Genomic DNA, 15669 nt, shown 5'->3' with positions numbered 1-15669 from the left:
AATTTGTTACGTCATAGATTCATATTTCGATTACAATTAAAATTATAAAACAAATGAAGCACGAATGTTAGCAATTAGTTAATTCCGATTTGATCGGATTTAGAGAAACTGAGGGGAAAACCATGCAAGCAATGATTGGCGTTGATATCGGTACAACGAGTACCAAAACAGTTTTATTTGATCTTAAAGGACAGGTGGTTGCCAAACAAAATATTGGTTATCCACTTTATCAAGATCAAGCTGACAAAGCCGAAGAAGATCCTGATGAAATTTTTGCGGCGGTCGTTAAGGGAATTAGTCAGGTTGCAACGGTAGCTAAAGAAAAGGCAATTGAGATTTTAGGGGTTAGCTTTTCGGCTGCCATGCATAGCTTGATTTTGATGGATGGCCATGATCAACCGTTGACCCGCGTGATCACGTGGGCCGATAATCGTTCTGAGAGTCAATGTATCGATTTTCGAAGAAGTGGAAAAGCTCAAGCGTTATATCTACATACAGGAACACCTAATCATCCGATGACACCCTTAACTAAAATTATGTGGTTTCATGAAAATCGTCCAGAATTATTTGCTAAAGCAAAAAAATTTATTGGCATTAAAGAATATGTGTTTTTTAAACTGTTTGGTAAATATGTGATTGATTTTGGATTGGCTTCAGCAACTGGATTATTTGATATTCAAACGATGCACTGGGATGAGCAAGCATTACAAGTCGCCGGAGTTTCAGAAAATCAACTTTCAAAATTGGTTAGTACAGAAACGACATTTTCTGATCTACAGCCAAAAATGGCTAAGAATCTGAATCTTTCTGCTGAGGTGCCGTTTATTATTGGCAGCAGTGATGGCGCGCTGGCTAATCTTGGGGTTGGTGCAACTACTAATGGAAGACTAGCTGTTAGTATTGGAACAAGCGGTGCAGTTCGAATGGTAGTCGATCATCCCGTTTTCGATCCGCAAGGAAAATTATTTTGTTATGTATTAGGAAAAGATAGATGGCTTGTGGGTGGCCCAGTAAATAACGGTGGCATTATCTTGCAATGGATTCGAGAAAAATGGTTTGACTTACCCGGAACTACTTGAATTAGCAAGTAAATCCGAAGCTGGTGCGCATGGCTTGATTTTTTTGCCCTATTTAGGTGGAGAGCGAGCCCCACTTTGGAATGCAAATGCACGCGGAAGCTTCTTTGGATTAACGCGCAAGCATACCCAAGTTGATATGATCCGAGCAGTATTAGAGGGAATTGTGTTAAACCTTTGTGAGATTGAACAGCGAATTGACCAAATTGCCGGACCAATTACGAGTGTGCGGGCGACCGGTGGTTTTTCTCAGTCATCATTGTGGGTTCAAATCTTGACTGATTGTTTCAATCAAACGGTGACCGTTTCTGAAAGTTCAGCTGGTTCTGCATGGGGTGCTGCAATAATGGGATTAGAGAGCTTAAAAATTGAGCATGATATTAAAATCAAGCAATTTAAAACATGGACTCCTGATTCTCAGTATGTAGCACGTTATCATGATTTATCAAAAATTTGGCAAGATGTTAGTCGAAAACTAGAACCAGAATATCAAAAAATTTCAGATTTTCAACAGAAATATAACAAATAAGAATGATGGTTGCAAACGTTTTCAAAACGGTTCATACTGTGAGTAACTTAATAGTGAATATAAGGAGCGTGACCGTGATGAAAGAAGACAAAGCATTCAAAAAAGAATATTGGCCAATTGTGATTTTAGGAGGTCTAATTCAGTTATTTGCGCTTATTGATATTTTAAAAAGTCATGAGTTTAAACGAGGAAATAAATTAATTTGGAGTGCATTAGTATTTGTTCTCCCACCATTCGGTGCATTGTCTTACTATGGATTTGGAAAAGTGCGAAATAATTAGAACGCATTAATAAATTTAGAATCCTGATTGTGCTAGTCAAATTAGCATGATCAGGATCTTTTTTTATTTAACTAAAGGTTGAAAGTATCCAAATCGCCTCAATAACTGCGGTTAAACGACTTAAACTCCAAAAAACAGTTTAACTGCCGTCCTGCGGCTCACTTGGTCTGGAACGGGGTGGGCACGATTTGAAGCCAAGAGGTGCAACTGCAGCAAATTGTTATTTAAGATTTAAGAATATTATTACTGCGCTTCCTCAAAACTACGGAATATTAGCAATTGATCAATTAGGTTACGGAAAAAGTGATGTGACTAAGAGTGATCGTACTTTAAATCATATTATGGATGAAACGAAAGCTATTGTGGATTGTGAAAATTTAAAAAAGGTCATTTTGTTTGCCCACAGTTTGGGTGGTTTGTATGCGTTAGGTTATGTCAAAAAATATGTTGAACAGGTTGTTGCAATCATTGGTGTGGAACCAGTAACCGGGACTGCTGATCAAGATGCCGATGCGTTTGCTGAGGCCGTTAAACAAGAGGCAAATGAAATTAGTCAAATGCGTGCTCATGGTGGTATTCCCGAAACAGATTTAAGAGAACATATTAACCCATATTTAGATAAAGAAGAGTATGACGCGCAATTAAAAATTTTTCGTGAAACGTTAGATAATTCCAATCAAGTTAATGAAGCAGAACATGCTAAAGAGTCAGTTCTGGCTATTAAGAATCAGTTAATTCCTGATAAAATTCTAGTTTTGTTATTTTCCCGTCCCGCCAGAAGTTCGGAATATGAAAATTCAGAATTCAAAAATACTAATGAGCAAACTAGAATTTGCTATTGTGGAAATTCTCATTTTCTTCATTGGACAGAGAGCAAACGAGTTATTTCAGAAACTAATCACTTTTTAAAACAAATTGAGAATTAATCCTTCGGTTATAAAACTTTTATTCTAAATTAGTTGAAAACGATTTCTACCTTGCTTATGATGAAACTAACAACTTAAGAAGGAGATCGTTAAAATGACTTTGAAAATGGCAATTATTGGCTTTGGAAAAAGTGCAAATCGTTATCACTTACCTTACTTAAAACATCGAAAAAATATTGAAGTGAAATACATCTATAATCATCGGCGACATCCCGAACGAGAGACAAATTATCAAGGAATGAGGATTACCTTTACAACTGATTTGGATCAAGTCTTAAATGACGATGAAATTCAATTGATTACCATTTGTACACCAGCTGATACGCATTTTGACTTTGCCAAACAAGTGTTAAACCACGGAAAGAATGTTTTGGTAGAAAAACCATTTTGTAAAACGGCAACTGAAACAAAACAATTATTGGATTTAGCTAAGCAAAAACATCTAATTGCCATGCCATACCAAAATCGACGTTTTGACAGTGATTATTTAACTTTGAAAGAAGTTTTAAATCGCGGATATGTGGGTGAACCATTGGAAATTGAGTCTCATCTGGATAAATATCGTCCTGATAACAGTGTGCATACCGGTGACAAAATCAACGGAACCTTTTATGGATTAGGTATTCATATGCTTGATCAAATGTTAGCTTTGTTTGGGAAGCCACAATCTGTTGCGTACGATATTAGAACAATTCAGAATTCAAAAAGTACCCTTGACGATTATTATCAGATGGATTTGCATTATGGCAAGTTAAAGGTGACAGTTAAGACTGATCCACTAGTCGCATTGCCTAATCCACGTTTTATTTTACATGGCACAACTGGTTCTTATGTAAAATATGATATTGATCAGCAGGAAAATGATCTTAAATTGGGAATTATGCCAGGTGATCGTAATTTTGGAGTTGATACGTCTGATAAATACGGACGAGTGAAATATCATAACCAAAACGGTGATTGGATTACAAAACAAATTCCTTCTCTACAAGGCGATTACGGTCGTATTTATGACTCGCTTTATGACAGTATTATCAATGGTAAAGAAAAGTTGATCACTGATGAAGAAACCTTATGGGACATTGAAATATTAGAAAGTGGTATTCAACAACCAACGCCAAGTGTGGTTCATTTTTAGGCGGAATGTGACATGAATTGATTAACTCCTTTTGCCTGAATCATAAACTTATTTACAATAAATTGATGTCGTTTGTTGTAGTGACCGTATACTGCAATTTGTGCGTTAGGTTCAGCGAGTGCTAAGAAGTTTAGAGCGTGTTGGTGAATTAAACAGTTAACTTTTGCTTCATGATTATCGGTCAGTTCAAACCGCACAAGTGGGGTCAAATTGAGCACCTTAATTGAAGATGTAATTTTTCCAGATAAATTTATCATACAACTCATCTCCTCGTTTAAAATCATTATACGAACTTACGTTTTTTGTAAAGCCTATTTTGAGAATTTTTATGAACAGTTTTCTTTACTTATTTTCTTATAGTCATCATAATTAAATTGAAAGGGTGATGACGATGGAGCTGCAAAGTGAAATTTATCAAAATCGAAGACAACTGAAGTTATCTCAAGCAGATTTGGCAGAACGAATGGGTGTTAGTGAAGCTACCATTAATCAATGGGAACAAGGTGAAAAATATCCAACGGTGGAAAATTTGATTGATTTGAGTAATATTTTTGAAATTACGTTGGATCAATTAATTCGTGGGACAGAACAGACTGTTCATAATAAAGAAATGACACAACAACATTTAAACGGTTGGGATTTTCTGGCCCGTTACTGGTGGTTAATTTTTGCGGTTGGCGGATTTTTATTCTGGATTTTAAGTCGATTTTCGTAATAAAAAAATGGTTAAATGTTAGCTTGTTACAATTAAAAAACTTATCAACACAAGTGTGAGGATGAAAAATTAAATTTTTCATCCTCTTTAATTTGATCTAATTATTTCTATATTTTTGTTAACAAAGATTAAAATGCACTTAAGAGCAGCTACATTTAGTAAACTACTATTGATTGCGTAACTTATTTCTCTTATTATGGAAACATGTAACATGCTATGGAAACTCAGGGGAGAGAAGAAATCCATGATAAATACACTTTTACTTTTAATTATTGTCGGTCTCGCAGCCGGCATTTTCGGAGCCATTTTTGGAATCGGTGGCGGTATGATCGTCACCCCAGTCTTAACTCTTTTAATGGGTCTTGACATTAAATATGCTATCGGTGCCAGTATTATTTCTGTAATTGCAACTAGTTCTGGTGCAACGGTGGCGTATTTGAAAGATGACATGCTTAATTTACGGGTAGCGATGTTTCTAGAAATTGCGACAACCATTGGGGCAATTGCAGGGGCAATCTTAACGGGTGTGTTGCCATCCGCAGTTTTATACGTTTTATTTGGAGCGTTACTTTTATTTTCGGCTTGGAATATGTATCGTAAAATGCGTGCGGTAAAAGAAAAAACAGAAGCGATTCAACCAGATTCTTTGTCGACAAAACTTAAACTAAACGGCAGCTACTATGATAATGCGGTTGATAAAAAAATTGATTATCAAGTCTCTAATGTGCCAGGTGGTTTTACGATGATGTTGGGTGCTGGTTTGGCAAGTGGCTTACTGGGTATCGGCAGCGGAGCCTTTAAAGTGATTGCGATGGACACGATTATGAAAATGCCATTGAAACCTTCAAGTGCAACCAGTAACCTCATGATGGGAGTTACTGCGGCTGCTAGTGCCACGGTTTATTTCTTTAATGGTTCCATCAAACCAGAAATTGCGGCACCACTAGCACTTGGCATTTTGGTGGGGGCGTTGCTAGGATCCAAAATTATGAAACACTTACGGGCGCGAGTTTTGCGAATGATTTTTATTCCAGTTTTGTTTTATATCGGCCTGCAGATGTTTCTTAAAGGATTTGGGGTGACAATCTAATGGCACAAAATAAACAGCCGGAAACAGCTGAAGAATTAAAAAAAATGGAAGAAATGAATCAAATCGAGTTAATTATTGGTCAAGTTCTTCGAATTGGGGTTCTAATTTCAGCTGCCGTTATATTAGTTGGTGTTTTGTTGATCGTGTTTACTGGGCAAACCGGGTATTCAGCTAAGATTTATCCAACAACCGTTAATGCAATCGCAAGTGGAATTGTTGCACTGAAACCATTTGCCATTGTGATGTTAGGACTGTTTTTATTGATCCTAACACCTGTATTACGGGTAGTGGTTTCCATTTATGCGTTTGCTAAAGAACGAGATCATTTATACGTGTGGATTACGACGTTTGTGTTGGTAATTTTACTAATTGGAATGTGGATTGGTTATTTGGGCAAGTAGGTTAACTATTTGTTATGTTCGCGATAAATAAGTAACCAGGCATAGGCAATTTCAACCATGGTCAAAAGTAAAGCAGCAAACCAAATAGTTTGAACATGGAAAAATTTTTGTAGAATTGCTGATACCATGGCTCCGCATGCAAATCCTAAAACGAGTTCAAAATAAATAATGGCTGTTTTGCTTTCTGGTTTATTTTGGCTAATTAACGATTGACTTAAAGCAAGAACAGCTTTTTTTAAATTTCCAGTTGAAAAAACGTTGTTGTACCCGTGTCCTTCAATTTCGCTAAAAGCAACATTTTGAACGGCCATGCTATAAGCTAAAACAGGCACAATAAAAATATTGGGGACCGTCAAAGGCAAACAGCCAACAATCGCACAGACTAAAATGCCTGGTAAAAGCGTTGTTAATCGCCAATAATGAGAAAAGCTCAATTTTTTGTGCAATAGGGGAACGGTGGCGACGCCCAAAGAAAAGCCGATAATGGTGCTGATTTTAGTGAAAACACCGGGTAAATTATGATTAGCAATATCAACGCTTAGAAAAATAATATTACCGGTTTGACCAGCAGCTAACACACCGCCGCGTTGAATAAACGTGTAGGCATCAATAAAACCACCGATAAAAGTTAAAATAACGGCAATTCCACGAAGTTGATAAAGATTTGGTCTTCGAAAATTTTGCATGATTGAGCCTCGATTAAAAATGAATTTCAAAGCTAGTTTAGCATAAAAAAGCCAATAAAATGGTATAATAAAATTCCTTGGCAGGGGAAACATTGAGTACATAGCAAGTTATCGTGAAGCATTCGATAACTTGTTTTTATTTTAGAGTCAAAGGTTGAAACTATCAAAGCGACTTCAATAACTGTTGTTAAACGACTTCGCCTTCAAAAAATAGTCTAACTGCCGTCCTGCGGCTCACCTGGTCTGGAACGGGGTGGGCACGATTTGAAGCCAAGAGGAACACTTGTCTTCAAACTCGGCCTTATCCTAAGTAATAAATTACTAAGGATAACTTCACCCCTGAGACCAATCGCCTCCGGACTAAGAACGTTTCAATAACTCTCAATAGCACTGATATAATAACTTTTATATCGGTGTTTTGGTTGCAAAGATTAGACTTAGTCTGGAAGCAAATGGGCTCAGTAGTGACATTTATCTTAGCAGGTTTCGCTTAGATAAAGGCCGAGCTTAGAGACGTGTATTTCGGCTCTAAGTCGTGCCCACTACGTTCCAGCCCAAATTTGCTGGAAGACGGTATGTTAATCTAATCTTGTTACTATGAACGCTTTTGTATCAGATAATTGGATACGATTTCGTGCTTTCAACCTTTATTTTAGAATAGTAATGTGAATTGAGAAAAGGAAGTTAAGAATAATGAGTAAAGAACCAACATTAACCTATAACATTGGTGTAGAAGCTACCTTAGCGGTCATTAATGGAAAGTGGAAGGCAATTATTTTATGCCATTTAAAACAACAATCCATGCGAAACGGTGAGTTCTTAAAAGTCATTCCCAATATTACCCAAAAAGTTTTAACACAACAATTACGTGAATTGGAACATGATGAGATTATTCATCGAGAAGTTTTTCCGGAAATTCCACCAAGAGTTGAATACTGCTTAACTGATTATGGAAAAACTTTGGCAAATTTGACGGACGAAATGTGCCATTTGGGTGAACGTCATATTGAACGCCAGAGAAAAGCAGGCCAAAAAATTAATTTATTAGATACACAAAGTCCGTTTTACCAAAAGGCACTTTAATTCATACTTTCAGGTAACTATCTAACCAGAAAGTGCGTACTTGTGGACCGATTTGTAACCTCTATAATAAAATCTTGCGACATAATTTTTGGGAGGTTATCAAATGACAGAAAAACAAGATCAACATGCAACATTAATTCTTTGGTCACTGGCAATCAGTGCGTTTGCCATTGGGTCAACCGAATTTATTAGTGTTGGCCTGCTACCTTTGTTGGTAAGCCAATTTAAAATTTCTTTAGCCATGGCTAGTTTGACAGTTTCGGGATATGCATTTGGTGTTATGATCGGTGCACCCGTTTTGACAATTTTGACGGCACGGTGGAATCGTCATACGTTGATGGTTGGAATTATGATAGTTTTTATACTAGGTAATTTAATAGCAGCGAGTGCGCAAAGCTTTGTTTGGTTGCTATTTGGGCGCCTAATTGCGGCCGTCATTCACGGATTATTTATGTCAGTTTCTAGTGTGATTGCCGCAGATGTGGTGGCGCCGTCTAAACGAGCAAGTGCAATTGCGATGATGTTTACTGGTTTAACCGTAGCAACGGTTACCGGAGTTCCTCTGGGGACTTTTATAGGTCAGCATTTTGGTTGGCGGTTCTCTTTCTTATTTTTATCACTAATCGGGTTGGCTAGTCTCTTGGCAACACAGTTGGTGGACGCTTTGCTAATCAAAATCCACTAACAGGGTTGTTATGGATGTTTGCCTTTTTGACTGCCGTGCAATTTTTGCTGGGGATGTTTATTAATTTTAAATGGTTAGGATTAATAATGGTATTATTTTTAGGATTGTTCGCCTTCATGAATGTTCCGGGTGAGCAATTAGTTATCGTTCAGTTGGCTGAACAAGATCATCCAGAAGATATTGGCTTAGCTTCCGCCTTAAACATTTCAGCCTTTAATATTGGTATTATGATTGGCTCGGGTTTAGGAAGTCAAATCGTGGAAACTACTGGACTAGCAATGACACCGTACGTGGGTGTATTGATGGGCGTTTTAGCTATTGGTCTGACTTGGATACTGAAACGCGTAGCTAAATAATCACATAAATATTTTAAAAACTATCTTTTGAAAAATGCGCGGAATTTAAATGTTTTCCTAACTTCCGTTTTGATTTGCCGTTATAATAAAGCCAAATGGTTAATCAAGGGGGTAAAACAGTTGAAACAAAAGAAGGTTTGGTTGGGCCTTTTAGGAATAGTGATTGTGTTTGGGATTGGGATAGCATTAGTGAATCTTAAATCGCAACCTGCTCAGGCAAAGACGAGTCAAGCGGTTATTTTGTATAATCAATGGAAAAAAGCTTATGTAGGTGGAAAAAGTCAAAAATATGTTAAAAATAACAATGGTTCGGGAGCGACCTATGCTACTTCAGAAGGTCAAGGTTATGGCATGTTGGCAACAGTTTTAGCTGCTAAAAAGGGAGCTAATACTCATACAACGTTTAATCAAATGTATGCTTATTACCGGGCACATCGAATTTCCAGTAAGGATGCTTTAATGACCTGGCGACAGACCAGTCGTTCGGGAAAACTAAAAAGTGTCGGTTCAGAAAAAAATAGTGCAACCGATGGTGATCTTGATATTGCCTACTCCTTAATTTTAGCTGACAAAAAGTGGGGCAGTAAGAAAACGAACTACAAAGCTGCTGCGAAATCATTGTTAAAAGCGATTAAGCAACACGAAATTAATACAACAACTTACCTACCAAAAATGGGCAATTGGGCCACTAGTAGCTATGATAAGAGTAAATTGCGAACTTCTGATTTAATGACGGGTTACTTTAAGACCTTTGCGACGTATACGAAGGATGCTACTTGGAAAAAGGTGGCTAACCAAAGTCAAATTGCGGTTAAGAAATTAAGTGCACGGCATAAATCGGGATTGTTCCCTGACTTTATCAAAGTGACTGGAAAGAGTCTCAAACTTTCAGCCTACAAAGCCTATCAAATTGAGAGTGCACGAGATGACCAGTACGGCTATAATGCTTGTCGAGTACCGTGGCGATTGGCACAAACTTACAAGATCAGTAAGGATAGTACCACTAAAAACGCGTTAAAAAAGTAGTTGAATTTCTTTAACAAACGAAAAAAGGTAACAGCTGTCTATACTTTGACTGGTAAGGCAGTTAATAGCTATACAAATACAGCGTTCACGGCACCAGTTAATTTTGCGGCGAAGACAATGAAGTATACAAGCTTACAAAAGAGAACTGCTAAACAGTTACCGAAAAAAATCGAGAAGAAAAACTACTTTTCAGCTTCACTCGAAGTCGTTACTGCACTGGAATAGTAATTAACAGAATTATGACAAGCAAATTGTTGTAATTCTTTTTTTGTTTCATAAAATGACAAGGCTTTCAGGTAAATAATAAAGTTTGTGACCTTAACAAGCGTGATACAGGGATTCTGATTAACAGATTAGAAAATTAACCAAAAAAGTAATACACAAATGGATGTAAAAGGACTACTATATATAGTGTGCGATTGAGATAAAATCGCAACAGGTTGTGTTATTTTACTTACTAAAACACAATAATAGATAAAATATAAAGCGGTAGGAGGTACAATATGATATCAACAATTAAAGACAAGTTAGGACTATTACGGATAATTCCAGTTCAAAAACGAAATGGAGAAACAACTAAATTTCATCCGTATAAATTAATGTTCAGTCTAACTAAAGTCTTACCAGATGAAACTATTCGAACGCAAATTTATGAGGGTTTATATAACCAGTTTCATGATCGAACACTCATCAAAACATGCGATATTCATGATGCTGTCCTGACGCAATTAACCAAGTATGGGTTAGATGAGGCAGCTAAAAACTATCAAAACTATTTTTTATCTGATCAACAAAAATTTGAAGACGCCACAAATGTTCAAAAAAGAATTGAAAAGGTTTTTGAACGTGATGCTGAAGTTGTTCACGAAAATGCGAATAAGGATAGCACTATTTTCAATACTCAGCGTGATCTGGAAGCCGGAGCTGCTAGTCGGGCAATGGGACTTAAGATGTTGCCAGAGTTAGTGGCCAAGGCGCACTTGCGTGGAGATCTGCATTGGCATGATCTTGATTACTCACCAGTAACACCAGAAACAAATTGTTGTTTGATTGACTTTGATGGCATGCTTAAAAATGGATATAAGATCGGAAATGCGGAAGTGGATTCACCGCGATCAATTCAGACCGCAACGGCACAAATGGCACAGATCATTGCCAATGTGGCTTCGCTTCAATACGGTGGTTGTTCTGCTAATCGAATTGACCAACTGTTAGCACCATATGCTCAAATCAATTATCAAAAACATTTGGCGGATGCTAAAAAATGGGTTGCTGAAGATAAACAAGAAGCTTATGCAAAAACCAAGACTCGTAAGGATATTTATGACGCCATGCAAGCATTGGAATATGAAATTAACACATTATATTCCTCACAAGGTCAAACACCATTTACCACGGTTAACTTTGGCTTAGGGACAAGTTGGATTGAACGAGAAATTCAAAAATCTATTTTAGAAATTCGAATCAAGGGATTAGGTACAGAGCATCGAACGGCAATTTTTCCTAAACTTATTTTTACATTAAAACGTGGTTTGAATTTACGACCAACTGATCCTAATTACGATATTAAACAGTTGGCAGTTGAATGCTCAACCAAACGAATGTATCCGGATCTATTAATGTACGACAAGATTAAAGAGCTAACCGGCAGTTTTAAAACACCAATGGGTTGCCGATCCTTCTTGCAGGGTTGGAAGGATGAAAATGGTAAAGAGGTTAATTCCGGTCGGATGAATTTAGGTGTTGTCACACTCAATTTGCCACGACTAGCCTTATCTGCAAATGGAGATAAAAAACTATTCTGGGAAATTTTTGATGAGCGAATGAATTTGTGTCATCAAGCGCTAGCCTATCGAATTGAACGCACAAAAGAAGCACAGCCTAAAAATGCACCATTACTATACATGTATGGGGCGTTTGGCAAACGATTACCGGCAGATGGTAATGTTGATGACTTGTTTAAAAATCAACGAGCGACAGTTTCGTTGGGCTACATTGGATTGTATGAGGTTTGTACCGTATTTTATGGTGAAAACTGGGAACATAATGCCGAGGCACATGCATTTGCAGAAAAGGTTGTTCAACAAATGCGTCAAAAGTGTGATGAATGGGCACAAGCAAGTGGTTATCATTACAGTTTGTATTCCACACCAGCTGAGTCATTGACGGATACATTTTGTCGTGATGACACAGCAAAATTTGGTAAGGTTGCCAATGTGACAGATAAAGAATATTACACAAATAGTTTTCACTATGATGTGCGTAAGCATCCCACACCGTTTGAAAAATTAAGTTTTGAGCAGGATTTTCCTAAGTATGCTTCAGGTGGTTTTATTCATTACTGTGAATATCCGAATTTAACTCAGAATCCCAAGGCTTTGGAGGCTGTTTGGGATTGGGCGTATGACCATGTAGGGTATTTAGGAACGAATACATCAATTGATAAATGTTATAAATGTGGCTTTAAGGGTGAATTTAAGGCAACGGCCCGTGGTTTCCAATGTCCACAATGTGGCAATCATGATCCACAGTATTGCGATGTGGTTAAGCGAACTTGTGGTTATCTTGGAAATCCACAACAACGACCAATGGTTCATGGACGACACGTGGAAATTGCATCAAGAAGAAAGAATTTAACGACGGAGATGATAAAAAATGCCGCAAAAAACGCACGGTCCAAACAATCCGACTCCGAAAGAGTGGTTGGCTAAAGATCTGAGTCTGCAGTATGTTGCTGATTATAAGGCGTTTAACTTTGTCGATGGTGAGGGAGTGCGCTGCAGTTTGTATGTCAGTGGCTGTCCGTTTCATTGTCCGGGTTGTTATAATGTGGCGGCTCAGAATTTCCATTATGGAAAGCCGTATACGCAGGAGTTAGAGGATCAGATTATTGAGGATTTGAGTCAAGATTATGTGCAAGGACTGACTTTGCTGGGTGGCGAGCCGTTTTTGAACACGCAGGTTTGTTTGAAAATTTGTAAACGGGTGCGTAAGGAATTCGGTCATAGTAAGGATATCTGGTCTTGGTCGGGGTATACCTGGGATGAGTTGTTGAAGGATTCTGATGATAAGTTGGAGATGTTGTCGTTGATAGATATTTTGGTGGATGGTCGTTTTTTGGAGGAGCAAAAGGATTTGACGTTGCAATTTCGAGGAAGTGCGAACCAAAGAATTATTGATGTGCCGAAGTCATTGGCAGCAAAAAAAGTAGTGATTTGGGACGGATTGGTGCATTAATAAAAAAAGAGTGCTCAGGAGAACGTTTAGCTTCTGAGCATAGCCTAGGTACGCCAATGATTCGGGTTAGGAATCGTTGGTGTACCGTAGCTAAGCGGAGGAAGCTGTTCTCCTGAGCACGTTTCGACTATAAGGGTAGGAAGTGATCTACCTGAATGATTTGTACCTGGAAACGTTGAAATATAGTAGCTACTATTTCACGTTAAGGAAGATTATTAGCAAACTTCGCTAATAATCACCGATGTTCCATACGTTGTCCATTTTTGTGGCGTCAAACCACACCGCAAGAACTGGCACTATTCCACATAAAGGAAGCTTATTAGCAAAATTCGCTAATAACCATTGATGTTCCATACGATGTCCATTCTTGGGGCGGAAGTTCACACCGCAAGAACTGGCACTATTCCACACAAAGGAAGGTTAATAGCAAAAGTCGCTAATAACCATTGATGTTTCATACGTTGTCCATTCTTGTGGCGGAAGTTCACACCGCAAGAACTGGCACTATTCCACACAAAGGAAGGTTAATAGCAAAAGTCGCTAATAACCATTGATGTTTCATACGTTGTCCATTCTTGTGGCGGAAGTTCACACCGCAAGAACTGGCACTATTCCACACAAAGGAAGGTTAATAGCAAAAGTCGCTAATAACCATTGATGTTTCATACGTTGTCCATTCTTGTGGCGGAAGTTCACACCGCAAGAACTGGCACTATTCCACACAAAGGAAGGTTAATAGCAAAAGTCGCTAATAACCATTGATGTTTCATATGTTGTCCATTCTTGTGGCGGAAGTTCACACCGCAAGAACTGGCAAGCAGAGGAAGCTGCTCTCCTAAGCACGTTCCACCTACAAAGGTATTGCACCAAAAATTTCAAAGAGGCACTCATAAGTTTTACAGAATTTGATATGCATGAAGTTTTGGAAAACCAAATTTTCATGCATATTTTATCTAAAGATTGTGTAAATGATGCAGGGTATGAAGAAGTCAGCTTAAGTATTGGAGAGAAATATGTTAGAAATTCATAAATTAATTACAACAAAAAAATTTCATTTTTGGGACAGTCTTAACGTTACCCGCGCTGGTATCTTGGGTGCCAATGATGGCATTATTTCAGTTTCCGGTATCGTGTTAGGGGCAGCGGCCGCTAATTTAAATAGCTACACTTTGTTTATTAGCGGTGTTTCCGGCATGCTTGCGGGTGCCTGCTCGATGTCTGGTGGTGAATTTATTTCGGTAAGTGCCCAAAAAGAAGTGCAATTAAATCGATTAAGTTTACAAGCGGAAGCAAGTACGGTTTATAAAACGTCTAGTCTCTATAAAACTAAAATTAGAGAAGTTGATATTTTAAATCCCATTCATGCCGCAACGGCGTCCTTCTTTTCATTTCTATGTGGTGCACTCATTCCATTACTGGCAATCAGTTTATCTTCCAGTCAGTGGCGAGTAGTAAACACCGCACTGGCCATGATGGCTGCGCTTTCAATTAACGCAATTGTTGGGTATCGAAAAGCAGAAACACCAGTTTATAAAGCCGTATTACGTAATGTCGCGGTTGGTGTGTTTACCACATTGGTCACTTATTTGATTGGAACCTTATTGGGAGTGGCAGTTTCAGCGTAAAAGTGAGGAGTAACAACTATGGAAACTTTAGAAATTAAAGATTTACATGTTTCGGTTAAAGATGAAGATACACAAAAAAATAAAGAAATTTTAACAGGGGTTAATTTGATAATGCATACTGGCGAAGTTCACGCCATTATGGGACCCAACGGAACGGGAAAATCGACCCTGTCTGAAACTATTATGGGCAACCCACATTATCATGTGACACAAGGAGACATCTTGCTGAACAATCACAGTTTATTGAACGAACCCGTAGATGCCCGTGCTCGGGTAGGCCTGTTTTTAGCAATGCAATATCCAGCTGAAATTAAAGGAATTACAAATATGGAATTTCTTCGTGCCGCAATTAATGCACGGCGTCCGGAAGATCAACCCATTCCCATTAAGGATTTTTTGAGTCAACTTGATGCAGCACTTGAAATTCTTAATATGACAAGTGATATGGCCGAACGCTATTTGAACGAAGGATTTTCCGGTGGTGAACGTAAACGAAATGAAATTCTGCAGTTGCTGATGATTAAACCCACGTTTGCTATTTTAGATGAGTTGGATTCTGGTCTAGATATTGATGCCTTACAGGTGGTTTCTAAAGGAGTTACACACGTTATTGGACCTAATTTTGGAACTTTAATGATTACGCACTATAAACGAATTTTGAAATACATTCATCCCGATAAAGTGCACGTTATGATGGGCGGTCGCATTGTCAAAACTGGGGATGCTTCGTTGGCCGATCGCCTAGAAGAGGAAGGTTATTCAGGATTACGGAATGAATTAGGTATTCATGTTGATTTGGTAGACTCGGAGGTTTGATG

General features: G+C 38.1%; 15 protein-coding genes and 2 pseudogenes. 15 read left to right on the top strand and 2 right to left on the bottom strand.

Annotation, left to right across the window (positions count from 1 at the left end; all coding sequences use genetic code 11):
* Positions 1-122 precede the first annotated feature (122 nt).
* The 4 genes and pseudogenes from AB3219_RS01350 (at position 123) to AB3219_RS01335 (ending at position 3947) form a co-directional block, all read left to right on the top strand.
* Positions 123-1605 (top strand): annotated as a pseudogene (locus AB3219_RS01350) (gluconokinase).
* Between the two features lie 77 nt (positions 1606-1682).
* A complete protein-coding gene (locus AB3219_RS01345; RefSeq protein WP_260365438.1) occupies positions 1683-1886 on the top strand; it encodes a PLD nuclease N-terminal domain-containing protein in 204 nt (67 codons plus the stop codon).
* Between the two features lie 188 nt (positions 1887-2074).
* Entirely contained in the window at positions 2075-2812 is a 738-nt protein-coding gene (locus AB3219_RS01340) for an alpha/beta fold hydrolase (RefSeq protein ID WP_263749547.1), read from the top strand.
* A 94-nt stretch (positions 2813-2906) separates the two neighbouring features.
* Positions 2907-3947 carry an oxidoreductase gene (locus AB3219_RS01335; protein WP_216753787.1) on the top strand — a complete coding sequence of 347 codons (1041 nt, stop codon included), beginning with the start codon at positions 2907-2909 and terminating at the stop codon, positions 3945-3947.
* On the opposite strand, the gene AB3219_RS01330 is transcribed toward AB3219_RS01335, so the two are convergent.
* Entirely contained in the window at positions 3944-4204 is a 261-nt protein-coding gene (locus AB3219_RS01330; protein ID WP_057806542.1) for a hypothetical protein, read from the bottom strand. The two genes, AB3219_RS01335 and AB3219_RS01330, sit on opposite strands and share 4 nt — an antisense overlap.
* 134 nt (positions 4205-4338) lie before the next feature.
* On the opposite strand from AB3219_RS01330, the gene AB3219_RS01325 reads away from it, so the two are divergent.
* From AB3219_RS01325 to AB3219_RS01315, 3 genes are all read left to right on the top strand, one after another.
* Entirely contained in the window at positions 4339-4662 is a 324-nt protein-coding gene (locus AB3219_RS01325) for a helix-turn-helix domain-containing protein (protein ID WP_057806544.1), read from the top strand.
* Positions 4663-4906: 244 nt separating this feature from the next.
* Complete coding sequence (locus AB3219_RS01320) at positions 4907-5752, top strand: sulfite exporter TauE/SafE family protein (RefSeq protein ID WP_216753790.1); 846 nt, start codon at positions 4907-4909, stop codon at positions 5750-5752.
* Positions 5752-6153, top strand: coding sequence for a DUF1634 domain-containing protein (locus tag AB3219_RS01315; RefSeq protein ID WP_253953599.1), 402 nt, complete (start codon positions 5752-5754; stop codon positions 6151-6153). The genes AB3219_RS01320 and AB3219_RS01315 overlap by 1 nt, the downstream gene beginning before the upstream one ends.
* Before the next feature lie 5 nt (positions 6154-6158).
* On the opposite strand, the gene AB3219_RS01310 is transcribed toward AB3219_RS01315, so the two are convergent.
* Complete coding sequence (locus AB3219_RS01310; protein ID WP_216753791.1) at positions 6159-6839, bottom strand: YoaK family protein; 681 nt, start codon at positions 6837-6839, stop codon at positions 6159-6161.
* A 693-nt stretch (positions 6840-7532) separates the two neighbouring features.
* On the opposite strand from AB3219_RS01310, the gene AB3219_RS01305 reads away from it, so the two are divergent.
* From AB3219_RS01305 to sufC, 8 genes and pseudogenes are all read left to right on the top strand, one after another.
* Positions 7533-7922: a helix-turn-helix domain-containing protein gene (locus AB3219_RS01305; RefSeq protein ID WP_216753792.1), complete on the top strand. Its 390-nt coding sequence runs from the start codon at positions 7533-7535 to the stop codon at positions 7920-7922.
* A gap of 103 nt (positions 7923-8025) precedes the next feature.
* Positions 8026-8963, top strand: a pseudogene (locus AB3219_RS01300) (MFS transporter).
* Between the two features lie 120 nt (positions 8964-9083).
* Positions 9084-9989, top strand: coding sequence for a glycosyl hydrolase family 8 (locus AB3219_RS01295; protein ID WP_253953600.1), 906 nt, complete (start codon positions 9084-9086; stop codon positions 9987-9989).
* Positions 9990-10214 (top strand): hypothetical protein, encoded by a 225-nt coding sequence (locus AB3219_RS01290; protein ID WP_253953601.1) that lies wholly within the window; start codon positions 9990-9992, stop codon positions 10212-10214.
* Between the two features lie 278 nt (positions 10215-10492).
* The gene (nrdD, locus tag AB3219_RS01285; RefSeq protein ID WP_216753793.1) at positions 10493-12700 is read left to right on the top strand and encodes an anaerobic ribonucleoside-triphosphate reductase; all 2208 of its coding nucleotides are present in this window, start codon (positions 10493-10495) and stop codon (positions 12698-12700) included.
* Entirely contained in the window at positions 12645-13226 is a 582-nt protein-coding gene (gene nrdG, locus AB3219_RS01280; protein WP_216753794.1) for an anaerobic ribonucleoside-triphosphate reductase activating protein, read from the top strand. Before nrdD ends, nrdG begins: the two co-directional genes overlap by 56 nt.
* A 1013-nt stretch (positions 13227-14239) precedes the next feature.
* Positions 14240-14851, top strand: coding sequence for a VIT1/CCC1 transporter family protein (locus tag AB3219_RS01275; protein ID WP_216753795.1), 612 nt, complete (start codon positions 14240-14242; stop codon positions 14849-14851).
* Positions 14852-14869: 18 nt separating this feature from the next.
* Positions 14870-15667 carry a Fe-S cluster assembly ATPase SufC gene (sufC, locus tag AB3219_RS01270; RefSeq protein WP_260365514.1) on the top strand — a complete coding sequence of 266 codons (798 nt, stop codon included), beginning with the start codon at positions 14870-14872 and terminating at the stop codon, positions 15665-15667.
* Positions 15668-15669: the final 2 nt, after the last annotated feature.

This window comes from Pediococcus ethanolidurans (assembly GCF_964062635.1).
GTDB lineage: Bacteria > Bacillota > Bacilli > Lactobacillales > Lactobacillaceae > Pediococcus > Pediococcus ethanolidurans.
The sequence above is the reverse complement of the archived record's forward strand: the minus strand, read 5'-3'. Positions and strand labels throughout refer to the sequence as shown.